A 24,120-nucleotide genomic window follows, 5' to 3' on the forward strand; every position below is an offset into this window, starting at 1 on the left:
TAGAAGGAATTCAACATATTGTATACAAATTTAGCAGAATTTATTAGATAGCTTCTTAAATTATTAATTATGCATAAAAGACTGTTATTTACGACATTATTAATGTTATTCGCACTTTTTTCAAGTTTCGGACAAGATAATGACAATTTCTGGGATCACGTTAGATACGGTGGTGGCGTTGGACTCTCATTTGGTAGCGGATATTTTAACGCTGGGCTGTATCCTAGCGCCATTTATCAGTTTAATGAGTATGTTGCAACAGGGGTTGGTGTCAACTTTGCCTACACCAATAGTGATGGTTTTTATGAATCAACCGTGTGGGGACCATCGGTACTTGCTTTTTTCAATCCAATGCAAGAAATTCAACTGTCTAGTGAGTTTGAATATTCAAACATAATCCGTAATTATGGAAACATCAGCTCCTACGATGAGAATTATTGGCAACCAGCATTGTACCTTGGCGCAGGTTTTAGAACAAGAAATGTAACTGTAGGAGTACGTTATGACGTGTTACATGATAACGAAAAAAGCATCTACACCGAAGCGTGGATGCCTTTTGTAAGGGTTTATTTTTAACATAAGAACTAAGAAAGTCCTCGCACTTTTTGTTCCCATTTCCATGCAGATGCCATAGCATCGTCTAGCGAAAGTTCAGACTTCCAGCCTAATACCTCATTAGCTCTGGTGGTATCTGCGTACACTGCAATTACATCACCTTCTCTTCTTGGTGCTATGCGGTAATTTAATTTCTGACCAGAAACTCTTTCAAAACTTTGAATCACCTCTAACACAGAACTACCTTTTCCAGTACCTAAATTGAAGATTTCATAATTCTTTTCATTCTTATCATTTAGTAATCGTTCTAAAGCTACAACATGCGCTTTAGCCAAATCAAACACATGAATATAATCTCTAACACAAGTACCATCTTCTGTTGGATAATCATCTCCAAACACAGCTAATTCCTTACGTAAGCCTGCAGCAGTTTGCGTTAAAAACGGCACTAAGTTCTGCGGCACCCCTAACGGAAGCTCTCCTATTTCAGCAGATTCATGCGCTCCGATAGGATTAAAATAACGCAATGCAATGGCTTTTAAACCATCAACAACCTTACAGGTATCTTTAATTATTTCTTCTCCTACCTGCTTGGTATTACCATAAGGTGATTCTGCTTTTTTAACAGGAGCTTTTTCAGTAATTGGCAAACTATCTGGCTCACCATATACTGTACAAGAAGAACTAAAAATAAAATTAGCTTCTTCTTTATTAGAAAGCTCTTGTAATATATATACTAAAGACCCCAAATTGTTTTCATAATACAACAAAGGTTTCTCTACACTTTCTCCTACAGCCTTAGAAGCTGCAAAATGTATTACCCCAATAATATCAGTATACTTTTTAAAAAATTCTTGAACCTGAGCTTTATTCCTTAAGTCCAATTCTTCAAAGGCAGGTCTTACTCCTGTAATATTAGCAATCCCGTCTAACACATCAACACTAGAGTTAGATAAGTTATCTATAATAACCACGTCATAACCCTTTTCCTGAAGTGCTACTACAGTATGAGACCCAATAAAACCGAGCCCTCCTGTAACCAATATTTGTTTCATTATGTTATATTTAGAGTTGTTAGTTTCGTTTTAAAAAAGCTATGCGTTTAAAAACTCTTTTATCTTATCGGTAATAAAAGTTATTTGCTCGTCATCAAGCTCTGTGTGCATAGGTAAAGAAATCACTTCTTTGGATAACTGATTGGTAACTGTAAAATCAGCCTCATTATAGCGTGCATCTGTATACGCCTTTTGGCTATGTAGTGGTATTGGATAATACACCCCACAAGGAATTTGATGCTCTCCTAAGAATTTTACTAATCCATCACGTTTTCCATTGGTAATTCTAAGTGTATATTGGTGGTATACGTGACTACTTTCATCTCCATATTGCACTGGTGTTACAACACCATCAACACCTTCTAAAGCAGCCGTATATTTTGCAGCAGAAGCTTTTCTGCTATTGTTATAAGCATCTAAATTTGGCAACTTAGCTCTTAATACGGCAGCCTGTAAAGCATCTAATCTAGAGTTTACACCTACTACATCGTGGTGGTAACGCTCATACATACCGTGGTTAACAATACCTCTAATAGTATACGCTAAATCATCATCATTGGTAAAAATAGCACCACCGTCACCATAACAACCTAAGTTTTTAGAAGGGAAAAAAGAAGTTGCCCCTACATGCCCTATAGTTCCGGCCTTTTGTTTAGTACCATCTGCCCATGTATAGTCTGCTCCAATAGCTTGTGCATTATCTTCTATTACAAAAAGATCATGAGCTTTAGCTACTTCCATAACAGCATCCATATTAGCTACTTGCCCAAATAAATGCACAGGCACTATAGCCTTGGTTTTTGGTGTAATAGCCTTTTTAAGAGCCTCAATATCTATATTAAATGTTTCTACATCAACATCAATTAACACAGGGGTTAATTGTAACAAAGCTACCACTTCTACAGTTGCAGCAAATGTAAAGTCTACAGTAATTACCTCATCGCCTGGTTTTAAACCTAGCCCCATCATTGCTATTTGTAAAGCATCTGTACCGTTTGCACAAGGTATTACGTGCTTTACATTTAAATATTCTTCTAATTCTTTTTGAAACGCATGAACCTGAGGGCCATTAACAAAAGCAGTATTTGACAATACTTCATCAAACGAAGTAGTAATTTGGTCTTTAATTTTTTCGTATTGACCTTTTAGGTCAACCATTTGAATTTTCTTCATTTAAACTACCATCTTAATAATAAACAATATTACAAATTTACGTATCCTTATACAATCAATACTATATTTATTATATAAATAACAGGTAGCCTTCTAACCCCTCCAGTACCTACCAATTTTTTAGTTCTTAAAACATCTTAAATAAAAAAGCGACAACCAAAATTGATTGTCGCCCGAGAACTATAAAAGTGGATTTCTCCTATTAAGAGCCAAACAACGACATACACGTATTAGCATCCAACGGGAAATCTAACTGATTTGCCTCTGAATAATCTACGGTATAGGTAGTTTCGTATATTTTATTGTTATACAGTGTCCAATAGTCGTAAGTTTGACCATCTTGGGTTATATCTGAATTAATGGTTAATTGGCCATCTTCCACATGTCCAATATATATGTATTCCCATAAACTAGCCCCTGCTGGTTTTTGGTATAAATAAAACGAAGGCTTTTCCACCGTTCCGTTAGCACAAGAAGCAGATCCTTTAAAAATAATATCACTAGAAAATAACGAAGCATCTAAAGTTACGGTGTTGTTAGTATCGCAGCCAGAATCTAAGTCAAAAGTGTACAACAAGTTACCTTTATGAGTCTGGTCTACACCTTCATAAATATGTAACTCATAATCACTTTCATTAGGATAACCATAATAATGATAACTTACACTTGAACCATTGTAAACTGTTTTTGGCCCACTCGTGTAAACGTTTTTAAGACCATATTGTTCTTCCACAAATTCCATATAAAACGTACGCTCACTTGTACCTGTTCCAGGAACCGTAAAATTAATAACCTTGTTACAATTTTCTGAGAGAGGTAGCCCTGATCCTCCCAATAAATCAATTGCGCCATCCCATACCGCAATAAAAACAGAGCCATCAATAATCTCAATCTCAAAATGAGTTAAATGTGAAGTATGACCTATTGCCATTAATGTACCATTTACCTCCTCTACCACTAGCGTTTCTTCTACCGATAAATATGGTTTCTCCTCATCGTAACTACTCAGTGTCAGCTCATCACCCACCATGAAGGTAGTTTGCGTATTAATGTTAATGGCGTCAGGTGCTATTTCTGTAGCAATTTCAATTGGATTATTAAACGTTTTAACCTTAGTACCCGAAACAAACATCTGAACATCTGCAAAAGAAACAGGAAAAACTTTACCTGCAAACACTCCATCTGGCGTACTTATTAGATCTTTATAAATACCTCCGCCTGGCATAACTGCTATACACGCGTCATTGGTACCATCAAAATGAATCATTTGTACATCTAAGGTTCCTCCGGTTAATTGGTTTCCGTTAACATCATAAAACTTCGTTCCTGCCGGTATTGTAATTGATCCTCCCATTACTTTATCTCCGCTAGCATTCACCGTAATGATTTCTGTGGTAGTAAGCTCTCCTCCTGTTAAAGAAAACTGTTCGGTAGCAACCGCTGCGCCAGATGGCGGATTACTTATATTTACCATGGGAAGTGTTACAAATTTTTCTTTATCTGTATTGAACATTCTAAACTCTTTTCGTACAGGCAAATAACCAGGTGCATTTATTATAACTGTAAAGTTTAAAGGATTTCCCTCTTCTGGTTCAAACGAAGGATTTACAACCAACTGCAATTGTCCTCTTGTAAGTTTAAACTCTCTAGAACCTCCAGATTCAAAAATCAAATCTGCATCGTAGCCTTCTACTGTTACAGTTGCATCCTCTACAGGAAAACGGTAATCTGCTGCGTCTACCACATTTAGTTGCATACTATAGTTAATCAACGAAAATCCATCAGCTATATTTACATATTCACCTGAACTATCAATAATATCTTGTGGGCTTTTTTCACACCCTGAAATTACTAAGGCCATTGCTAAGCCAAATAGAATGTATATTTTTTTCATTTGTTGCGTATTTAAAGTTATTTAGTAAGGTTTACAGCTATTCTAAAATTAAGAAATGGGTACCACCGATAATCTGAAATATCTTGTTGAAATTTATCAAGATTAACCACTGTATTCTCTGCCAACAATTCGGTAGCCAAAATAGACCCTTCTGGCTCCCCTAAGTAAAAGGTACCAATTTCAAACCCTACCCCTACACGTTTTCTAGGAATGGCTCTACCAAAACCAAACCCTAAATAAGGGGCAATACCTGAGTAGTCTATATTAAAAATTACAGAACCCACATCTTCAGCTTGTATTTGCATTTCTTTATAAGAATACCCGCTAACATTATTACTTCTAACAGATAAATCTCCCTCAATAAAATACCCTAAGCCTCCTACTAATTTAAAACTGCTACTTCTAAAAGGTAAATATTCAATACTCAAATCAAATTGAGTACTCTTAGGACCAGCATCTACTAAAAAATCTTCTCCTCCTATTACCTCCTCTTCTCCAGTCATTGCATTTTCAAGGTTCAAATAGTTACCTCTAAGTCTTAATGAAAATTGTTCATTAAGGGACATTCCTATCTCAGCCCCAACCCCTAATGCAGACCCATTAATGGCAAGTGCGAAATCTTTCTTTTTTTTACTTTCTAACTCTAGGTCTATATCAGTTTGTGCAACACTACACAACGTAAAGAACCCTAAAATTAAAAAGATATTTAATTTAGTTTTCATGAAATAAAGTTTTGATTGTTTCGCAAAATACTTCATACACGTCAAATTAAAATACTCAACAACAGGTATTTAAGAGCTAAGCAAGTATTTCATCCTGAAAAAACAGACAAAATACCTACCAAACCTTTAACGTGTAAAAAAATCCTACACAAACATAACGTCTTTAACTATAATAAATAAGATTTCAATTAAATAATTACTTTTGTATTTCAATCAAGCAGGTGTTTCATGTACAACATTTTGGTTCTATTTATACAGCAAGTGCTAAAACTGGTAGCTCTGTTTAATAAAAAAATGCAGTTATTTGTTTCAGGCAGAAAACATGTTTATACAAAACTGAAAAAAAACATTCAACCCAGTGACCAAATTATATGGTTACATGCCGCCTCTTTAGGAGAATATGAGCAAGGCTTACCCGTAATTAATAAACTCAAGAAACTATATCCTTCTTATAAATTTTTAGTTACCTTTTTTTCGCCTTCTGGTTATGAGGTAAAAAAGAACAGCACCGATGCCGACATTATTACCTATCTACCGCTAGACACAAAACAAAACGTACAACGCTTTTTAGATATCACCAAACCAAGATTAGCCATTTTTGTAAAGTATGAGTTTTGGCCTAATTACCTGAGCGAACTTCAAAAAAGAAACATTCCTACGTTATTAGTTTCGGGTATTTTTAGAGAAAAACAAGCATTCTTTAAATGGTATGGTGGGTATATGAGAAAAGCACTAAAGGCTTTTAATCATTTTTTTATTCAAGAGGAAACATCCGCTCAGTTGTTACAATCTATACATTTAACCAACTATACGGTTTGTGGAGATACTAGATTTGACAGGGTATTACAAATTTTAAACCGAGACAACACACTAGACTTTGTAAAAGAGTTTAAACAAAACACCCCTTGTATTGTTATTGGTAGTTCTTGGCCAGAAGACGAAGCACTGCTTATACCATACATTAACAACTCTACTAAAAACGTTAAATTTATTATTGCACCCCACGAAATAAAAACCCACAAAATAGAAGCTATTACCTCAGCTTTAAAGAAAAAAACAATTTGCTACACAGAAATAGAGGGTAAAAACCTTGCCGATTACGATGTACTTATTATTGATACTATTGGTTTACTAACAAAGGTGTACAGCTATGCCGATATTGCGTATGTAGGCGGTGGCATGGGTACTAGTGGCTTGCACAACACGTTAGAACCTGCGGTATTTGGTATCCCTGTAATTATTGGCAAAAACTATGCTAAGTTTAACGAAGCAAAACTTCTTGTAGAAAAAGGCGGTGTTGTTTCCATTAACAACCAAACAGAGCTTACTACAATATTTAATACACTTTTAGACACTCCATCTGAACAACAAAGAATAGGTAACATAAATAATAACTTTCTACAAGCCAACAGCAAAGCAACAGAAAGTATTATAGCTTATATTAACAACTCGATAAAATTATAACCTCATAGTTTACAAGTACCTAAAAATCACTGTTTCATCTATATCATTTAGATTTCTTTAAAAGTTTTTAACGTTCCTTAAACTAGCTATCTATCTACATATCACTAGTTTTGAATCAGAATCAATAAAAAAAAAGGATTATGAAGAAGTTATTTTTAAGTATTACAATGGTAGCCGCTATGATGTTTGCAACAACGTCTTGTTCAGAAACTACCCAAGAAAAAACAGAAGATGCAGCTAAAAGCGCTGCTAACGACATTGACAGAGCTGGAGAAGAAATTGATGACGCTGCAGAAGGAACAATGGAACGATTAGGTAAAGCCTATGACGATGCTAAAGAATCTGTAGATGATGCAGGTGAAGATATTGAAGAAGCTGCTGACAAAACAGAAAAAACACTAGATCCGGATAATGATTTAGAATAATAAATGCTAGGCTTAGCCTAACACTCCAAACCAAAAAGGTTGGCTTTATAAGCCAACCTTTTTTATATCTTTTTACCATTAGCGCAATCAATAAGAAACCTGTACCTTAGTATCTAAATTTCAATTTTCTTGAAGAAGTCTTTATACATAGTTGGCGCTATAACTTTGGGTATTTTATTACCTCAATTGTATCAGCTTACTTTTTTAATACGGTATTCTTTAATTGTTATGCTACTGCTTACCTTTACAGGTATACGCATTACTTATAAAAATATTGGTCGCACACATATACAGGCCGCTCTTATTGTAGTAGTACTTACCTTTATCCATTACGGCTGGGTAAAACTATTTTTTCCAGAGCTTGCAATGGTAGGTTTTATTCTAGGTGCTGCACCTACTGCAGCAGCAGCAGCTGTGGTAGCTAATATGATGAAGTTAAACGTATCATTTGTTACTGTATCTACCGTGTTTAGCAATATTGTTTCTGTTATTTTTATTCCGGTAATGCTCCCCATTTTTATTAAAGAACCCTTAACCACTTCTCCACTTTTCATCGTATTACAAGTATTTATAACATTAGGTATTCCGCTTATAATTGGGCAACTTATTACATTATATTCCCCGGTTTTAAGTAATAAAATAACCCAATACAAACCTTTTTCATTTGTTCTGTTTATATTAAATATGTTTATAGCAAGTGCTAATTGTTCCCACTACATACAAAACAATGCAACCATATCTATACAAACCATAATTACTATTGCTGCTATTACCGTAGTAATAGGACTCATTAATTTTAAGGTAGGAGAATGGACAGCTCCAAAAGCTTTAAAATATGAATCTGGATTAGCAACAGGAAGAAAAAACACCATGTTTGCCCTTTGGATATGCTTAACTTATATAAACCCCATGATTGGTTTAGCTCCTGTTTTTTATATAGTATTTCACAACGTTTACAACTCTGCTCAATTATGGTTCTTAGAACGTAAGCGAAATATCCCAAAAAAAACAGGCACTAACTGATAATATCAACTAGTGCCCATTTATATAAGTATTTACCTTAAATTATTTCACTTCTGAAAGTAATTTAGATATCTCATCTAATTTTGGAGTTAAAATAACCTCAATTCTACGGTTTTTAGCCTTTCCCTCTTTTGTTTCATTAGTAGCCACAGGAGCAAACTCACCTCTACCCGCTGCAGTTATATTAGAAGCATCAATTGCAGGGTTTTCAGTTAAAAGTTTTACTATAGCCGTAGCTCTTTTAACAGATAAATCCCAGTTACCACTAATAACACCACTTGTGCTATAAGGCACATCATCTGTATGCCCTTCTATAAGCACAGATATATCTGGGTTTTGCGCTAGCACCTGCCCTAATTGCTCTACAGCCTTTCTACCTTCAGTTCCTACAGACCAGCTTCCAGATTTAAACAACAATTTGTTTTCCATAGAAACATATACTTTACCATCTCTTTGCTCAATGGTTAATCCGTTTCCTTCAAAATCTAACAACGCTCTAGACAAAGATGTTTTCAATGCTTTCATAGCTTCGTCTTTAGCGGCAATCACCGCTTCTAACTCATCTATTCGTTTTGAGCGTTCATCTAATTCTGCTGCAAGCTTTTGTAACCTGGCAGTTTCAGTTTCTAACTCTTCAAGTAATTCTCTATTCTTCTTTGCATTAGCAGCTAAGCTAGTATTACTACGCTTTTCAAGCGCATCGTAAGACTCTTTTAAATTTGCTAAATTATGTTCTATAGCAGCCTTTTCTTGTTGCAATCTATTGCGTTCTGCCAATACTTTATCATATTCTTCTTGTAAAGTAGACAGCTCATTATTAAGTCTGTTGGTTTCTACTTCAAGCTCTTGTTTTTGCAATGCAAGTGTATCACGTTCCTCCGTAAGCTCTGCATATTTATCCTCCAAATCTTTATATACTTTGGTAGACACACAAGAAGTTGTTAAGGCTATTAAAGCCATAACAGTAATCACTTTTTTTATCATAAACTATTCATTAAGTTCAACTAAAATTGGGCAATGGTCACTGTGCTTTGCCTCTGGTAATATAACGGCTCTTTTTAATTTATCTTGTAATGGTTCTGCTACCATGTTATAATCTATACGCCACCCTTTGTTATTATTTCTAGCATTAGCGCGGTAGGTCCACCAAGAATAATGATGAGGCTCTTTATTAAAAAATCTAAAACTATCTATAAATCCATTATTAATAAAGTTGTCTATCCACTCTCTTTCCACTGGTAAAAACCCAGACACCTTGGCATTTCTTACAGGGTCATGTATATCTATAGCTTCGTGACAAATATTATAATCACCACAAATAACCAAATTCGGTATATCTTGTTTTAAAGCATTTATATAGGTTTGAAAATCTGCCATGTACTGTAGCTTCAATTCTAACCTGTCAATATTGGTTCCAGAAGGCAAATACAAGCTCATTACAGAAACCCCATCAAAATCGGCACGTATATTACGTCCCTCTTTATCCATATAATCAATTCCTGTACCATATACTACATTCTTAGGTTCTGTTTTGCTAAGAATAGCTACTCCACTATATCCTTTTTTTTCTGCACTAAACCAATAATGGTATGGATACCCAGCTTCTTCAAACAATGATAAATCTAATTGATCTGCCGTAGCCTTGGTCTCTTGCAAACAAATTACATCGGGGTTAGCACTTACCAACCATTCCAAAAACCCTTTTTTAATGGCTGCTCTAATACCATTTACATTATAGGATATTATCTTCATCTATTTTAATTTTAACAGCTAAAATAAATATTAAGAATCTTTATACCTTACAATCGAACTTTAAATTTTTAATTTCGAGCTGATTTTGAAATAATTTGATAAGATTTCTGTTTTTAGAATAATGAGAAAACTGCTACTATTATGTATTTGCTTCATCGGCTGGACCCTTCAGGCGCAGGAAATCTCTTCTAATTACAAAACGAAAAAAACAGCGGTTACCGGTACCATAACGCTTGATACAGTACCCATAAACAATACCTTTTTAGAAATTTATAATCTTCAGCAAGAACCTATTGACAGCTCCTTGTTTACGGTTGATTTTAATACTGCTACTGTAAATTTTACCCCGGAAGCATTGATTTTGTTAGATTCTGTTCAAATAAATTATTTAAACTATCCTGATTTTATTACCAAATCTTATAGTGCTATTGACCCTAAATTAATTGTACCTTCTAACAATAAGCTTACTACTTTATATGCCTTACAGCAGCCCAAAAAAGAACAAGTAAACTTGTTTGATGGGTTGAATACTACAGGTAGTATTTCTAGAGGGGTTACGGTTGGGAATAATCAAAATGCTGTACTAAACTCGCAATTAGACCTTCAAATATCAGGAAAGTTAGCCAACGATATTACGCTTAGAGCATCTATTAGAGATGATAACATTCCTATACAGTCCAACGGATATTCACAAAGAGCACGAGAATTTGACCAAATATTTGTAGAAATAGAAAGCACCAACTGGGGCATTAGAGCAGGTGACATTAATTTACAGAATAGCAATACCTATTTTATGAACTACACTAAAAAGGTTCAAGGGTTATTGCTGAATGCTAACCTTACCCCAAACCGAGACAGTAATACAGAAGTATTTGCTTCAGGGGCTGTGGTAAGAGGGGTGTATACTTCCGTTAATTTTACAGGGGAAGAAGGCAACCAAGGTCCTTATAATTTATCTGGTTCTAGTTCAGAGTTATATGTTATTGTAGTTTCTGGTAGTGAGCGTGTTTATGTGAACGGTGTATTATTACAACGTGGAGAAAACAATGATTATGTAATTGATTATAGTACAGGAGAGGTAACCTTTACTGCAAAATACCCTATCACCTCAGACATGAGAATTCGTATTGAATATCAGTATACCGATTATAATTACACGCGCTATGTAACCTATAATGGGGTTAAACATACCAATGACAAACTAACTTTTGGCGCTTATATTTATTCTGAAAACGACGCGAAGAACCGACCAGTGCAAGCCAACCTTTCTGAAGAACAAATAGCTATTTTACAACAAGCCGGAAATAATACCGACTTAATGACGGCTCCATCGGCTATGGAAAACACCTACAATGAAAATCAAGTACAGTATACAACCAACGTGGTTAATGGTGAACAAATATATGTGTATTCCGCAGATGAAAATGCTACCTTATACAATGTTACGTTTACCTATGTAGGCGCCAACGAAGGAAATTATGTTTTAAGTACAACTTTAGCAACCGGTAAGGTGTACGAATATGTTGCCCCTATTAATGGAATTAAACAAGGGGACTATGACCCAATAACCACTTTAACACCTCCTACTAAATTACAAATGGCAGTTGTAAACGGTAGTTACAGACCTACTGAAAAAACTACAGTTTCTTTTGAAGGAGCCGTAAGTAATAAAGATGAAAACTTATTCTCTGATTTAGATGATGAAAACAATACTGGGCTTGCAGGGAAAATAACTTTTGAACAAAAACTAGTTGACAGCATTACCAAAATAAACGTTTTTGCCAACATAGATTATATAGATGAAAACTTTGAGAGTATAGAGCGTATTTACAATATTGAATTTAACCGAGATTGGAATATTGATATCACTCCTACGGCTCAGCAAAATTTAATGACTGCTGGTATTAATTATGCCAACCCTAAAACAGGAAATGCACAATACAAATTTGAATATTTAGACTTGAAAGGGTACACCCAAGGAGGCAGACATGTGGGTATTGCTAACTTAAAACTGAATAATTTAGCCATAAGTACCAATAGCAGCTACCTTACCAGTGATGGAGAAATTACCAGTTCCAATTTTGCCAGAACCTATACAAGAGCAGCCTATAGTTTTAAAAAGCAATGGATTGGTGGAAGATTTAATTATGAAAACAACCAACAAACCGAAAAGGTTACTAATACACTAACTAACCTATCACAACGATATAAAGAATACCAAGTATTTACAGGTATTGGAGACAGTTTACAAGTTTTTGCAGAAATAGGATACAAACACCGCGTTACTGATAGTATTTTAAATAATAGCCTACAGAAGTACAATACTTCGCATACCTATTATATCAACTCACAATTAATAAAAAACGAAAACACCAATTTAGCAGCTTACATTAGCTACCGAAATTTTATTTATGAAACCACCAATACTGAAGATGAAAACTCTTTAAACTCAAGAATTCAATACAACCAACGACTATGGAAAGGTTTTACCCAGTTAAGTACCGTATACGAAACCAATGCGGGTACCATTGCACAACAAGAATTTAGTTATGTTGAGGTAGAAGCCGGACAAGGAACTTATACTTGGAATGATTATAACAACAACGGTATTCAGGAAATTGATGAATTTGAGGTGGCACAGTTTCAAGATGAGGCTACATACTTAAGAGTATTTTTGCCAAATCAGACCTATGTTAATACACACCAGAGTAAAATAAGTCAAACCCTTACCTTAAACCCAGGAACCTGGGGACAATCTAAAACCAAAATGGGTACTTGGGTAAGACGTTTGTATAACCAAACCTCTTTATTAATAGATAGAAAAACCAGAAGAGAAGGAAATAATTTTGACCTTAACCCATTTGGCAATACCTCATCAGATGATGTTTTAGGGTTAAGTCAATCTTTTCAAAACACCGTATTTTACAATAGAGGAAAGCAAAAATACACCACCGCTTACACCTACTTAAACACTAAAACAAAAACATTGTTAGCGGTAGGTGCGCAAGAAAGTAGCATACAAAGTCACCAAACACAATTTGCACATCAAATCAATAGTTTTTGGTTAGCATCTTTCACAGGTAAAACAACCATTACCTCTAGCATGTCTGAAAACTATGAAAGTAGAAATTATGAAATAGATGGATATAGTCTAGCACCTAAAATAAGTTACTTCTTTTCATTAAATAGTAAGTTAGATTTAACTTACCAGTACCAAAATAAGCAAAACCAAACAGGTAATTTAGACAATTTAAAGCAGCATAATTTAGGGGTGTCTTTCAATTATGCCAATGCACAAAAAATATCGCTTAGTGGAGAAGTAGACTTCTACCAAAATACTTTTGAAGGTAATGCCTATTCCGCAGTAGGGTATCAAATATTAGAAGGATTACAAGAAGGGAAAAACTTTACTTGGACATTACTAGCTCAAAAACAACTCACCAAATTTTTAGACCTGAACATATCCTATTATGGTAGAAGGTCAGAAAACTCAAACACCATACATACAGGTACCATACAATTGAAAGCCTATTTCTAGTTTTCTAATAATTCTGCTATATCGTTTAACCCTTGAAGTTTTGCCTGCATTAAGGCAGTATTGCCACGAGTATCCTTAATGGTTTTATCAGCGTTGTTATCCAATAGCAATAATAAAATTTCCTTATTGGCAAACGTAGCTGCATATACCAAGGCTGTTGCTCCGTTAGCATTGGTAGCGTTAACATTAGCCCCTGAAGCTATTAAAAAGGCTACCACATCTTTATAACCTTTAAAACAAGCCCCCATCATAGCTGTATTACCAGAATAATCTTTATCGTCAATATTAGCTCCGTTTTCCAGTAATAATTTTACAATAGGTAACGCATCATAATAAGCAGCCAATATAAGTGGTGTAGATCCTCTTTGGTCTCTTACATTTACCAATTCAGGCTGTACATCAATTAAATTAGCTACTTTCTCAGCATCTCCATTTCGTATGGCATTAAAAAACTTATCTAACAAGGTATTACTTTCCATAACATATTTTTTTTTAAAATAACCCGGCATTATACTTTTACATCTTAAAGGTATGACACCAAACCAGTAAAGAATTTTCTAAGAAACAATTTCAAGGCAAGCCTAGCAACAGTTAATCTCGATGATCGAGTTGGGAGGTGAAAATTCAATTCGTATGTATGCCGGGCGCATTACAACAATTTTATTTCAACATTGGTACATCAAATTCATTTCTTTAGGCTAATCCTAAAGCTTTTCTAACACCTGCACCGTACTCAGGATCTGCACCATCAAAATGCACCAATTGTCTTTCTACAATTTCTATTGGCACACCCGCCATAGCCTCTGCTATGTTAGAAAACAAACGCTCTTTTTGTTCAGTACTAAACATTCTAAACAAATCTCCTGGTTGCTTATAATTTCCTATTACATCCTGATCTTCATATCTGGTAATATCACCATCTATCTTCATTGGAGGTTCTTGAGCAGAAGGGTCTTCTACAGGACCATCAAAGGAGTTAGGCTCATAATAAGCGTCTGGATTACCAGAGTTATTATCAAAAAATCGCATCGAACCATCTTTATGGTAATGATTGACTTCACTAATAGGTGCATTTGCCGGTAAAGCCTCATAATGTGTACCTAAACGGTGTCTGTGTGCATCTGCATAAGAGAATATTCTTGCTTGTAACAATTTATCAGGTGAAAAAGCAATACCAGGAACAATGTTAGAAGGAGAAAATGCTGCATTTTCTATATACTGAAAATAATTATCAGGATTATAGTTTAGTTCCATTTCTCCAACGTCTAACAATGGATAATCGGCATGTGGCCACACTCTGGTAATATCAAATGGGTTATATGGGGTATTAGTAGCTTCTTCTTCCGGCATAATTTGAACTTGTACTTTCCATTTCGGGAAGTTTCCTTCTTCAATAGCACCAAATAATTGCTCTTGGTAAGACTCTCTAGTTTTACCCACAACTTTTTCTGCTTCAGCATTGGTTAAAAATTCATGTCCTTGCTGAGTTTTAAAATGAAACTTAACCCAAAAGCGTTCACCCTCATTATTCCAAAAAGAATAGGTATGCGACCCATAACCATTCATGTGCATTGGCGATTTTGGCAATCCTCTATCAGACATTAAGATGGTAACCTGGTGCAAACTTTCAGGTGTTAACGACCAAAAATCCCACATGGCAGTTGCAGATCGCATATTTGTTTTTGGATGTCTTTTCTGAGTTCTAATAAAATCTGGAAACTTATACCCGTCTCTTACAAAAAAAACAGGGGTATTATTCCCTACTAAATCCCAATTTCCTTCCTCTGTATAAAATTTTAAAGCAAAACCTCTTACATCTCTTTCAGCATCGGCAGCTCCTTGTTCACCAGCCACTGTAGAAAAACGTGCTAACATTTTGGTTTGTTTCCCTACTTCCGAAAAAATCTTGGCTTTGGTATATTTAGAAATATCATGTGTTACGGTAAACGTACCAAAGGCTCCCCATCCTTTTGCATGCACAACACGCTCTGGTATGCGCTCTCTGTTTTGGTGAGCTAACTTTTCTATTAATTGATAATCTTGTAACAAAACAGGACCTCTGTTTCCTGCGGTTAAAGATTTCTGATTATTGGGTACCGGAGCACCGGCAGTTGTAGTTAATTTTTTTGAACTCATGGCTTACTATTTTTATTGAAACAAATATAAATAGTTAAACACTATCAGAAACAAAAACATTATAGATATAAACTATACATAGATAAAACCCCCCTATAAACAAAAAGACCTCTTAATAAATAAGAGGTCTTTATATTTATATGATAAAGTATGCTATACTTCCTGCTCTACTATTTCTTTAGCCCCTTTTCCAATTACAATTTTTAAAACAACATACCCAATAATACAAGCAATAAAAGAACCAGCCAAGATTCCTATTTTAGCTGAACTAAGTAACGAAGGTGATGTAAAAGCAAGGTTGGCAATAAACAATGACATGGTGAAACCTAGTCCACCTAAGAAACCAGCACCTATGATATGCTTAAAATTAACCCCATTAGGTAAATGTGCTATACCTGCCTTAACCGATAAGAACGAAGCCAACGAGATACCTACCACTTTACCTACAATAAGGGCTATGGCAATATGAAAAACTAAGTCATACTCTATAGCAGCGTCTCCAGTAAAGTTTACCCCTGCATTGGCAAAGGCAAATATGGGCATAATTACAAATGTTACCCAAGGATGTAAATCGTGCTCTATTTTTTGCAAAGGTGAGTTAATAAGCTCTGAAGCTTTTTTAAGAGTATGTGCAGCATCTACACGTTCCTCATCCATAATATGGTGACTCTCTAAATGTTCTTTATTCTGCACAAAACTCTGCACTGAATTTTGAATTTTATCAAAAAACTTATCTAAAGTTGTTTGTCTGGTTGCCGGGATGGTAAATGCTAACAATACTCCAGCAATAGTTGGGTGAATACCAGACTTTAAAAAGAATATCCATACCACTACACTTAACGGAAAGAAAATGTAACGCGAAAAATATTTTTTAACACCTAGGAATGCCATAAACCCTAAAATAATACCAGCGTACATAAGTAAATCCCATTGGATGTCCGATCCGTAGAAAATTGCAATCACAATAACAGCTGCTAAATCGTCTACTATAGCAAACGCCGTTAGGAACACTTTTAGCCCTAATGGAACTCGTTTACCAAATAATTGTAAAATCCCTAAAGAAAAGGCTATATCAGTAGCCATAGGTATTCCCCATCCTTTGGCTGTATCTGGGTTAGAGTTTAGTAATAAATAAATAACTATAGGCACAATAACCCCACCTAAAGCAGCAATTACGGGTAACGATGCCTTCTGCATCGTTTTCAGCTCTCCATCTAAAATTTCCCGTTTAATTTCAAGTCCTACATGAAAAAAGAACACGGCCATTAAACCATCATTTATCCACAAATAAAAGGGTTCCGTAAGCTCTATGCCATTCTCAATAAAACCAAAAGTAAATTCACTATTTAAAAATTCTGTGTAATAATGATGCCAAGGTGAGTTGGCAACTATGAGCGCGAGGGCGGTAGCAAAAAGTAAAAGAAAACTCCCTGAGTTAGAAGATTTCATAAAACTATCTACCGGCTTAAGTATTTTGTTCATTTGTTTAAATTTAGGTACAATTTACGAATAAGTGTAATTTTTCGTATATGATTAACGTCATTTTATTATTAATTCATAATCTTTATTAAAACCATCAAAGCATTTGGTTTTAACTTAAAAAAATGTTAAAAACCTAACCCTAAAAATTAAACTCTTTAGATTAAAAAATTCTTTATCTAGAATATTTCTTAATAAAACATTTGACTGTTTTCTGCTATTTTATACCTTAGCCAACGCTATTATTTGTATTGATAATCTTCTTACAAGATTACCAAATCAGTAAATCAACCAAATGAAAAAAATCAGTTTTTTTATAGGACTAGCATTAGGCTATACCATGATTGCCAATGCACAGGATCAAACCCCTAAAGAAAAAGAAGAAAACCTAGAAGAGGTGGTAGTTTCCTCTACCCGAATTGACCTTCCGTTTCCTGAAAACAGCCGAACCATTCAGGTAATTACCGCAACAGACATCAAACAAAGTGGTGCTACTACGGTTGTAGAGGCATTACAGCAAGTTGCTGGGGTAGATATTAGACAACGTGGTTTAAAAGGATCACAAGCCGACTTGTATATAAGAGGTGGTAGTTTTGACCAAACCTTACTATTGATAGACGGTATTAAAGTAGAAGATGCACAAACAGGCCATCATTCTTTAAACTTAGCATTACCTATTGAAGTTATAGAACGCATTGAAATTATAAAAGGGCCTGCTGCAAGGGTGTTTGGACAAAATGCTTTTACCGGTGCAGTAAACATTGTAACCAAAACTAAACCAGAAAAAATGGTGAAAGTAGCTGCTGAAACGGGCTCTTTCCACCAACTAAACGGAAATGTTACTATTGGTACCGATTTTGAAAAATCTTCGCATGTTGTGAGCTACCAAAGAAATAGGTCTGAAGGTTACAGATATAATACTGATTTTGACAATCAAACGTATTTTGTAAAAAGTACCTTTAATAAAAACCACAACCCTATTAATGTAATAGCCACCTTAGCAGAGCGTAAGTTTGGTGCTAACGGATTTTATGCAACTCCTGCCGCTACCGACCAATATGAAGAAACAAAAGCTAGTTTGGTAGGTGTTTCTACTATTATTGAAAAAGGAAACCTTACCTTAAAGCCACGAGCCTACTGGAGACGTAACGAGGATATGTATTTATACATTAGAAATAATCCGCCTGCATACCGAAACTTACATATTACCAATAAGGTAGGTACAGAAGTGAATGCCGCCTACAAAAGTGATTTAGGGGTAACTGGGTTTGGTGTAGATGTGGCTAAAGTATTTATATCAAGTAATAACCTAGGTGATAACAACCGTTTTATGACGAATGTTTTCCTAGAACATCAGTTTAATTTGTTGAACGATAAATTAGATATTACGCCAGGTGTTGCCGTTAATTATTTTTCAGATTTTAAATTTCATGCCTTTCCGGGTATTGATGTAGGCTATGTTATTACCGATTACATTAAAGCATATGCGAACGTTGGATACACATACAGAGTACCTACCTATACAGATTTATACTATACTTCTGCTACTACCATTGGTAACAGTAATCTTGACACTGAAGAAGCTTTATCTGAAGAAATAGGAATTAAATATTTAGCACCTAATTTTCAGGTTACCCTAGCAGGTTTTAATCGTGATGCTAAAAAGTTAATTGATTACGTAAAAGAAAATGAAGCCGACCTATGGCAAGCGCAAAACATTAGAGATGTACAATCATTAGGTTTTGAAGCAGAAGTAACCTATCATTTCAACATAGGAGACTTTAAAAACACTTTAAAGTCGGGCTATATGTATTTAGATGATGATGTTAAGAATTTAGACCTTAACTATTCTCAATACTCTATCAACTCTACCAAGCACCATTTTACAGCATCTTACAGATCGCAGTTTATTAAAAACCTTAGTCAAGTAATTAGTTACCGATATATTGAAAGAACTTCTGGCTTTGCTTATAAAGTAATTGATGCAGGTATTGCTTATGAAGTACAAAATGCAACTTTTAACATACAGGCAAATAACATATTTAACGAGGAGTACACCGAGACTAACTTAGTACCTATGCCTAAAGGCAATATCTTATTTGGGTGTAGCTACACATTTAAATAATTTTAGGCTCTTACAAGAGCTACACAAACAAAAAAAACAGGTTTATTGAATTATTCAATAAACCTGTTTTTTTTATAACTACCTATAACAAGCAACAAAGTTTCTTATCTAAATTGTTGAGGAAGTCTCTTTATATGTTAGGTTAAAGTTTATAAATTGTTAAATTAATATTATACGCTCTCAAATCAAATTTATACTTTAGCGAGCTGAATTAAAAAACTGAGGTTTAAAGTAACTATCTTCAAGGTACATCTTGGAGCATTTAATCTCGATTATCGAGTAAAACCCATGAGAATAATCAGCACCCAACTAACTACATTATTGAGCTTATTTTGTTTGTGTATTACTGTAATAGGTTTTTCACAAACCAATACCAACGACTCGGTTCCTAAGTTTTCCTTAGACTATGGCAAAAGAGGTTTAGAAATAAAATCTTCCGACAATTCATTTTCATTACACCTACAAAGCAGGTTTCAATTTAGGTTTGCAACCCCTAATGATATTGACCCTGTTACATTAGACAATTACAACGAGAAAGATAACACACTATTTAAAGTAAACAGAGCCCGTGTAAAAGTAGGAGGACATGCCTACAAAGAATGGCTTAAATACTATTGGGAATACGATATTAATCAATCGAACCTATTGGATTATAGAATTATGATTGAAAAATGGAAGTGGCTTAACTTTAAAGTAGGACAATGGAAAGTAGAATATTCTAGAGAACGACGAATTAGTAGTGGTGCCCAACAATTAGTAGACCGCTCTATTTTAAACAGGCATTTTACCGTAGACCGCCAACAAGGTGTTGAAGTATATGGTAATCTAAAAGGCAAAGGCATGTTGAACATGAGCTACTGGGCTGGGGTTTTTACTGGTACAGGTAGAGGAAACCCTGCTAATGACGACCATAACTTAATGTACTTTGGACGATTACAATGGAATGTATTAGGAGACGATATTGGCTTTAGATCTACTGATTTGACGCTACACAAAACACCCGAAGCCAACATTGCTGCTGCGGTAGTTACCAATGAAAGTCCGTACACCAGATTTTCAACTTCTGGAGGAGGTGCATTAGAGCGCTTTGAAGAAGGTGAAAATGGCCAGTACAGAGTAAATCAGTTAAACATAGAAACAGCTTTTGTGTATAATGGCTTTAGCTGGCAATCTGAATTTCATACCAAAGAAATTATAGATAAATATGATAACAACAGCATGACACACATGACCGGGTATTATCTTCAGGGAGGTTACCTTGCTCATCAATCTTTTGATTGGTGGCCAAAACCTTTAGAAATTGCAGCTAGATTTGCGCATTACAACCCCGATAGAAATACCAGTGCTACTAATAACTTACAAGAAAAATCTATTGCTTTCAACTGGTTTTTTAAAAACCACTTAAACAAACTAACACTAGAATGTTCTTCGTTTGATTATGAAACTCCTGAATTAAATACAAAAAATGAATTTAGATTCAGAATACAGTGGGATATCTCTTTTTAAAATAAACTTTCAATAGATAGACAAAAGCTAACCAGATAGGTTGGCTTTTTTTATGGTATTCCACAAACATGAGCTAAAGTAAACTTGTACTTTTAGCATTACTCATGTTACAAGCTATAAAAAACATAACTAACATTTTCTTTCCTAAAACCTGTCCGGGTTGCAACAACTATTTAGACCTTTCGCAACACACCTTATGTTTAGATTGCAGACATACACTAGGTATTACAAATTTTCATGAAGACACCGAGAATATATTGGCAAGAACTTTGTACGGTAAATGCAGCATAGAAAATGCTACTGCAATGTTTATATTTAAAAAAGAAAGTACGGTACAACACCTTATTCACAACTTAAAATACAAAGGGCAACAACAAGTAGGTACCGTATTAGGGGCATGGTATGGCGACCTATTGAAAGATGTTCACCGCTTTAAAAATATAGACGCTATTGTACCAGTACCACTACACCCTAGAAGAAAAAGGCAACGCGGGTATAACCAAGTAACCACATTTGCTAAGGAACTTTCTTTTGCTTTGAAAATTCCTCTAGAAGAAGACATTCTTATTAGAACCAGATACACCAAAACACAAACTTTTAAAAACCGACTTTTGCGCCAGTATAAAAAAGAGGTTTTTGATGTACACCCCAATAACTTTAGAACCCCTAAACATATATTATTGGTAGATGATGTAATAACCACTGGCGCTACTATTATTAGCTGTGTAAAGGTGTTACAAAAAATACCCAACGTAAAGGTATCTGTAGCAGCAATAGCTTTTACAGAATGATTTCAAATATCACAAATTTAATGTTACTTTGTAACCTATTATAGCATTACGCATGAGACACATTTTTATAAAGGTATTATTGGTAGTTTTTATATCGGTATTGTTAACCGAATGCGCCAAAAGAGGTACTCCGTCAGGTGGACCAAAAGATGAAACACCACCTGTTTTACTAAAAGCAACGCCTCCTTTAAATACTACCAACTTTAAATCGAAAGAAATTAAGCTATACTTTGATGAATTTGTAAAGCTTAACGACATACAAAAGCAGTTGATTATTTCGCCACCGATGGATAATGAACCAAACATCAATCCTTCTACCTCGGCTTCAAAGGTTTTTACAATTACCATTAATGATACTTTAAAAGCAAATACAACCTACGTTTTAAATTTTGGACAAAGTATTGCCGATTATCATGAAGGAAACCCGTTTCCATTTTTTAAATATGTGTTTTCTACAGGCGATTATATAGACTCGCTAACCGTTAAAGGATCTATTAGAGATGCATACGACAGAGAAGCAGAAAACTTTGTTACCGTAATGCTATACCCGTATGATGAGAATTATACAGACTCTTTAGTGTTTAATGAAAAACCGATGTATGTAACCAATACATTAGATAGTTTAAGCACTTTTGAAATTACCAATATAAGAGAAGGCAAATACAAACTTTTTGCTTTAAAGGACAAAGCTAACAACTTTGTTTTTAATCAAAAGACCGATAAAATTGCATTTCACGAAGGTATTATTACGATACCTTCAGATAGCACTTACACCCTAAACTTATTTAAAGAAATAAATAACTATAGAGCTACCAAACCTGCCCTAGTTGCTAAAAACCGAATTGATTTTGGATTTGAAGGGGATAGCGTTGGCATGGATATTAAAATGTTATCTGAAGCTCCTGAAGATTTTAAATACCGTATTTTACCCGATACCGAAAAAGATACGTTACAATATTGGTTTACTCCTTTTGAAGCAGACTCTCTTATTTTCACCGTAGCCAAAGAAGAGGTTATTGACACCTTTACGGTGAGAATAAAAGAACTTTATGCAGACTCCATTACGCTTAAACCTAATTACAAGTCTATATTACCGCCTTATAAAACATTTAAAATTGGCGCTAATACACCTATTTCAAAGATAAACACCGACTCTATTACAGTGATGAGCAAAGACTCTGTGTTTATAGATTTTACTGCCGATTTATTAAAAGACAGTAACGAAATTAGATTTACCGATTTTGACCCGGAAGAAGAAAGCTCCTATCAAATAAAATTATTCCCAGGAAGTATAACCGATATGTTTGGAAAAACTATTGACACCACCACCTATAGCTTAAAGCGCAACAAATACACTACCTACGGTACCATAGTAGTAAAACTTTCTAATGTAGAACGCTACCCTATTATTGTACAATTAACAGATGCTAAAGGGGTTGTAAAGGAAGAGCAATTTGCAGAAACTCCAGAAACCACTTTTAATTTTAGTAGCATTGAAACAGCTACTTATTATATACGGGTAATTTATGATGATAATAACAATAAAAAATGGGATACCGGTAACTACTTAAAAAACATACAACCGGAACAAATATACTATTACCCAGAACCTATTGAATTAAGAGCCAACTGGGAATTTGAACAGCAATTCAATTTGAATAAAGAATAAACAAAAAAAGAGACGTTATGTAACGTCTCTTTTTGTTTTATAGAATAGTAAACTCATCTGCATCTTGTAAAAACTTAAAACGCATTCTTGCTTGCTGTTGCGCTTCATAAGATAAGCTAACAACTAAAACCGTTTCAGTAGCTTCACTAAAAGTCATTTGATCTCCTAAAGTATCATACACTGCGGAGTGCCCATTATAGGGTATTTCATTACCATCGTTCCCTACTCTGTTAACACCCACACAATAACTCATATTTTCTATAGCCCTAGCCTTTAAAAGCGCATCCCATGCTGCTATACGTTTTACGGGCCAATTAGCGCAATACAATAAAACATCATATCCTACCGTGTTCCTTGCCCAAACAGGGAATCTTAAATCATAACATACTTGTAAACATAATTTCCAACCTTTATAGGTTACTATGGTTGGTACATTGCCTTTGGTAAACACTTTTTCTTCTCCTGCCAAAGTAAATGTATGTCGCTTATCGTAATTAGCAAGTACCCCTTCCGCAGTTACAAACACAAATCTGTTATAATAGTTGTTATCTTCTGTACAAATAAAACTACCACAAATAGCAGCTCCTCTTTCAGCAGCTAGCCCTTGCATCCATTCAATTGTTGCTCCTTGTAAAGTTTCAGCATAAGATTCAGCATTCATAGTAAACCCTGTAGTAAACATTTCAGGTAATACATAAACATCTGCTTGCGCTGCTTTTAAAACCAATTCTTTTAAATGGGTTCTGTTAACCTCGGGTTGTTCCCAAGCTAAATTAGCCTGCACTAATGCTATTTGTAAATTAGCTACCATTT

At 34.8% G+C, this 24,120-nt stretch carries 19 protein-coding genes; 9 read left to right on the plus strand and 10 right to left on the minus strand.

The genetic code is table 11. The features are described 5' to 3' along the window. Positions 1-102: 102 nt before the first annotated feature. The gene (locus tag Y10_RS15715; RefSeq protein WP_281766369.1) at positions 103-576 is read left to right on the plus strand and encodes an alpha-ketoglutarate decarboxylase; all 474 of its coding nucleotides are present in this window, start codon (positions 103-105) and stop codon (positions 574-576) included. Positions 577-584: 8 nt separating this feature from the next. Here the strand turns inward: Y10_RS15715 and galE are convergent, their stop codons facing one another. The 4 genes from galE to Y10_RS15735 all read right to left on the minus strand — a co-directional run bounded on the left by galE (position 585) and on the right by Y10_RS15735 (position 5,399). Next, positions 585-1,610, minus strand: coding sequence for a UDP-glucose 4-epimerase GalE (galE, locus tag Y10_RS15720; protein WP_281766370.1), 1,026 nt, complete (start codon positions 1,608-1,610; stop codon positions 585-587). 39 nt (positions 1,611-1,649) lie between these two features. Beyond that, a complete protein-coding gene (locus tag Y10_RS15725) occupies positions 1,650-2,783 on the minus strand; it encodes a DegT/DnrJ/EryC1/StrS family aminotransferase (RefSeq protein WP_281766371.1) in 1,134 nt (377 codons plus the stop codon). A 202-nt stretch (positions 2,784-2,985) separates the two neighbouring features. After that, complete coding sequence (locus Y10_RS15730; RefSeq protein ID WP_281766372.1) at positions 2,986-4,677, minus strand: hypothetical protein; 1,692 nt, start codon at positions 4,675-4,677, stop codon at positions 2,986-2,988. Between the two features lie 17 nt (positions 4,678-4,694). Beyond that, a complete protein-coding gene (locus Y10_RS15735; RefSeq protein WP_281766373.1) occupies positions 4,695-5,399 on the minus strand; it encodes a hypothetical protein in 705 nt (234 codons plus the stop codon). A gap of 294 nt (positions 5,400-5,693) precedes the next feature. On the opposite strand from Y10_RS15735, the gene Y10_RS15740 reads away from it, so the two are divergent. From Y10_RS15740 to Y10_RS15750, 3 genes are all read left to right on the plus strand, one after another. Beyond that, positions 5,694-6,863 (plus strand): 3-deoxy-D-manno-octulosonic acid transferase, encoded by a 1,170-nt coding sequence (locus Y10_RS15740; protein WP_309297841.1) that lies wholly within the window; start codon positions 5,694-5,696, stop codon positions 6,861-6,863. A 140-nt stretch (positions 6,864-7,003) separates the two neighbouring features. Beyond that, positions 7,004-7,288, plus strand: a complete 285-nt coding sequence (locus Y10_RS15745; protein ID WP_281766375.1) for a hypothetical protein — start codon at positions 7,004-7,006, stop codon at positions 7,286-7,288. 129 nt (positions 7,289-7,417) lie between these two features. Further along, a complete protein-coding gene (locus Y10_RS15750; RefSeq protein ID WP_281766376.1) occupies positions 7,418-8,311 on the plus strand; it encodes a hypothetical protein in 894 nt (297 codons plus the stop codon). 42 nt (positions 8,312-8,353) lie between these two features. Here Y10_RS15750 and Y10_RS15755 read toward each other — a convergent pair whose 3' ends face one another. Together Y10_RS15755 and Y10_RS15760 are read right to left on the minus strand one after the other, a co-directional pair. After that, positions 8,354-9,295 (minus strand): OmpA/MotB family protein, encoded by a 942-nt coding sequence (locus tag Y10_RS15755; RefSeq protein WP_281766377.1) that lies wholly within the window; start codon positions 9,293-9,295, stop codon positions 8,354-8,356. A 3-nt stretch (positions 9,296-9,298) separates the two neighbouring features. Beyond that, complete coding sequence (locus Y10_RS15760; protein ID WP_281766378.1) at positions 9,299-10,063, minus strand: exodeoxyribonuclease III; 765 nt, start codon at positions 10,061-10,063, stop codon at positions 9,299-9,301. Between the two features lie 121 nt (positions 10,064-10,184). Between Y10_RS15760 and Y10_RS15765 the strand changes: the two genes are divergently transcribed. Next, positions 10,185-13,601: a hypothetical protein gene (locus Y10_RS15765; RefSeq protein ID WP_281766379.1), complete on the plus strand. Its 3,417-nt coding sequence runs from the start codon at positions 10,185-10,187 to the stop codon at positions 13,599-13,601. Here Y10_RS15765 and Y10_RS15770 read toward each other — a convergent pair. From Y10_RS15770 to nhaA, 3 genes are all read right to left on the minus strand, one after another. Beyond that, positions 13,598-14,080 (minus strand): ankyrin repeat domain-containing protein, encoded by a 483-nt coding sequence (locus tag Y10_RS15770; RefSeq protein ID WP_281766380.1) that lies wholly within the window; start codon positions 14,078-14,080, stop codon positions 13,598-13,600. The two genes, Y10_RS15765 and Y10_RS15770, sit on opposite strands and share 4 nt — an antisense overlap. 214 nt (positions 14,081-14,294) lie before the next feature. After that, on the minus strand, positions 14,295-15,737 hold the full coding sequence (locus Y10_RS15775; RefSeq protein ID WP_281766381.1) for a catalase: 1,443 nt from the start codon (positions 15,735-15,737) through the stop codon (positions 14,295-14,297). 153 nt (positions 15,738-15,890) lie between these two features. Then, positions 15,891-17,219: a Na+/H+ antiporter NhaA gene (gene nhaA / locus Y10_RS15780; protein ID WP_281766382.1), complete on the minus strand. Its 1,329-nt coding sequence runs from the start codon at positions 17,217-17,219 to the stop codon at positions 15,891-15,893. Between the two features lie 292 nt (positions 17,220-17,511). Here nhaA and Y10_RS15785 point away from each other — a divergent pair, with 292 nt between their 5' ends. From Y10_RS15785 to Y10_RS15800, 4 genes are all read left to right on the plus strand, one after another. Next, a complete protein-coding gene (locus tag Y10_RS15785) occupies positions 17,512-19,341 on the plus strand; it encodes a TonB-dependent receptor (RefSeq protein WP_281766383.1) in 1,830 nt (609 codons plus the stop codon). Between the two features lie 288 nt (positions 19,342-19,629). Beyond that, positions 19,630-20,847 (plus strand): porin, encoded by a 1,218-nt coding sequence (locus tag Y10_RS15790; RefSeq protein WP_281766384.1) that lies wholly within the window; start codon positions 19,630-19,632, stop codon positions 20,845-20,847. Positions 20,848-20,951: 104 nt separating this feature from the next. Further along, entirely contained in the window at positions 20,952-21,638 is a 687-nt protein-coding gene (locus tag Y10_RS15795) for a ComF family protein (protein ID WP_281766385.1), read from the plus strand. Between the two features lie 52 nt (positions 21,639-21,690). Continuing rightward, positions 21,691-23,307, plus strand: coding sequence for an Ig-like domain-containing protein (locus Y10_RS15800; protein ID WP_281766386.1), 1,617 nt, complete (start codon positions 21,691-21,693; stop codon positions 23,305-23,307). A 37-nt stretch (positions 23,308-23,344) separates the two neighbouring features. Here Y10_RS15800 and Y10_RS15805 read toward each other — a convergent pair whose 3' ends face one another. Beyond that, on the minus strand, positions 23,345-24,118 hold the full coding sequence (locus Y10_RS15805) for a nitrilase family protein (protein ID WP_281766387.1): 774 nt from the start codon (positions 24,116-24,118) through the stop codon (positions 23,345-23,347). Positions 24,119-24,120: the final 2 nt, after the last annotated feature.

The sequence above is a fragment of the Neptunitalea lumnitzerae genome (genome assembly GCF_027924185.1).
Lineage (GTDB): Bacteria > Bacteroidota > Bacteroidia > Flavobacteriales > Flavobacteriaceae > Neptunitalea > Neptunitalea lumnitzerae.

Coding starts and splice junctions, on each gene's coding strand:
- Y10_RS15715 (WP_281766369.1), top strand. CDS start 103: ATGTTATTCGCACTTTTTTCAAGTTTCGGACAAGATAATGACAATTTC.
- galE (WP_281766370.1), bottom strand. CDS start 1,610: ATGAAACAAATATTGGTTACAGGAGGGCTCGGTTTTATTGGGTCTCAT.
- Y10_RS15725 (WP_281766371.1), bottom strand. CDS start 2,783: ATGAAGAAAATTCAAATGGTTGACCTAAAAGGTCAATACGAAAAAATT.
- Y10_RS15730 (WP_281766372.1), bottom strand. CDS start 4,677: ATGAAAAAAATATACATTCTATTTGGCTTAGCAATGGCCTTAGTAATT.
- Y10_RS15735 (WP_281766373.1), bottom strand. CDS start 5,399: ATGAAAACTAAATTAAATATCTTTTTAATTTTAGGGTTCTTTACGTTG.
- Y10_RS15740 (WP_309297841.1), top strand. CDS start 5,694: ATGCAGTTATTTGTTTCAGGCAGAAAACATGTTTATACAAAACTGAAA.
- Y10_RS15745 (WP_281766375.1), top strand. CDS start 7,004: ATGAAGAAGTTATTTTTAAGTATTACAATGGTAGCCGCTATGATGTTT.
- Y10_RS15755 (WP_281766377.1), bottom strand. CDS start 9,295: ATGATAAAAAAAGTGATTACTGTTATGGCTTTAATAGCCTTAACAACT.
- Y10_RS15760 (WP_281766378.1), bottom strand. CDS start 10,063: ATGAAGATAATATCCTATAATGTAAATGGTATTAGAGCAGCCATTAAA.
- Y10_RS15765 (WP_281766379.1), top strand. CDS start 10,185: ATGAGAAAACTGCTACTATTATGTATTTGCTTCATCGGCTGGACCCTT.
- Y10_RS15770 (WP_281766380.1), bottom strand. CDS start 14,080: ATGGAAAGTAATACCTTGTTAGATAAGTTTTTTAATGCCATACGAAAT.
- Y10_RS15775 (WP_281766381.1), bottom strand. CDS start 15,737: ATGAGTTCAAAAAAATTAACTACAACTGCCGGTGCTCCGGTACCCAAT.
- nhaA (WP_281766382.1), bottom strand. CDS start 17,219: ATGAACAAAATACTTAAGCCGGTAGATAGTTTTATGAAATCTTCTAAC.
- Y10_RS15785 (WP_281766383.1), top strand. CDS start 17,512: ATGAAAAAAATCAGTTTTTTTATAGGACTAGCATTAGGCTATACCATG.
- Y10_RS15790 (WP_281766384.1), top strand. CDS start 19,630: ATGAGAATAATCAGCACCCAACTAACTACATTATTGAGCTTATTTTGT.
- Y10_RS15795 (WP_281766385.1), top strand. CDS start 20,952: ATGTTACAAGCTATAAAAAACATAACTAACATTTTCTTTCCTAAAACC.
- Y10_RS15800 (WP_281766386.1), top strand. CDS start 21,691: ATGAGACACATTTTTATAAAGGTATTATTGGTAGTTTTTATATCGGTA.
- Y10_RS15805 (WP_281766387.1), bottom strand. CDS start 24,118: ATGGTAGCTAATTTACAAATAGCATTAGTGCAGGCTAATTTAGCTTGG.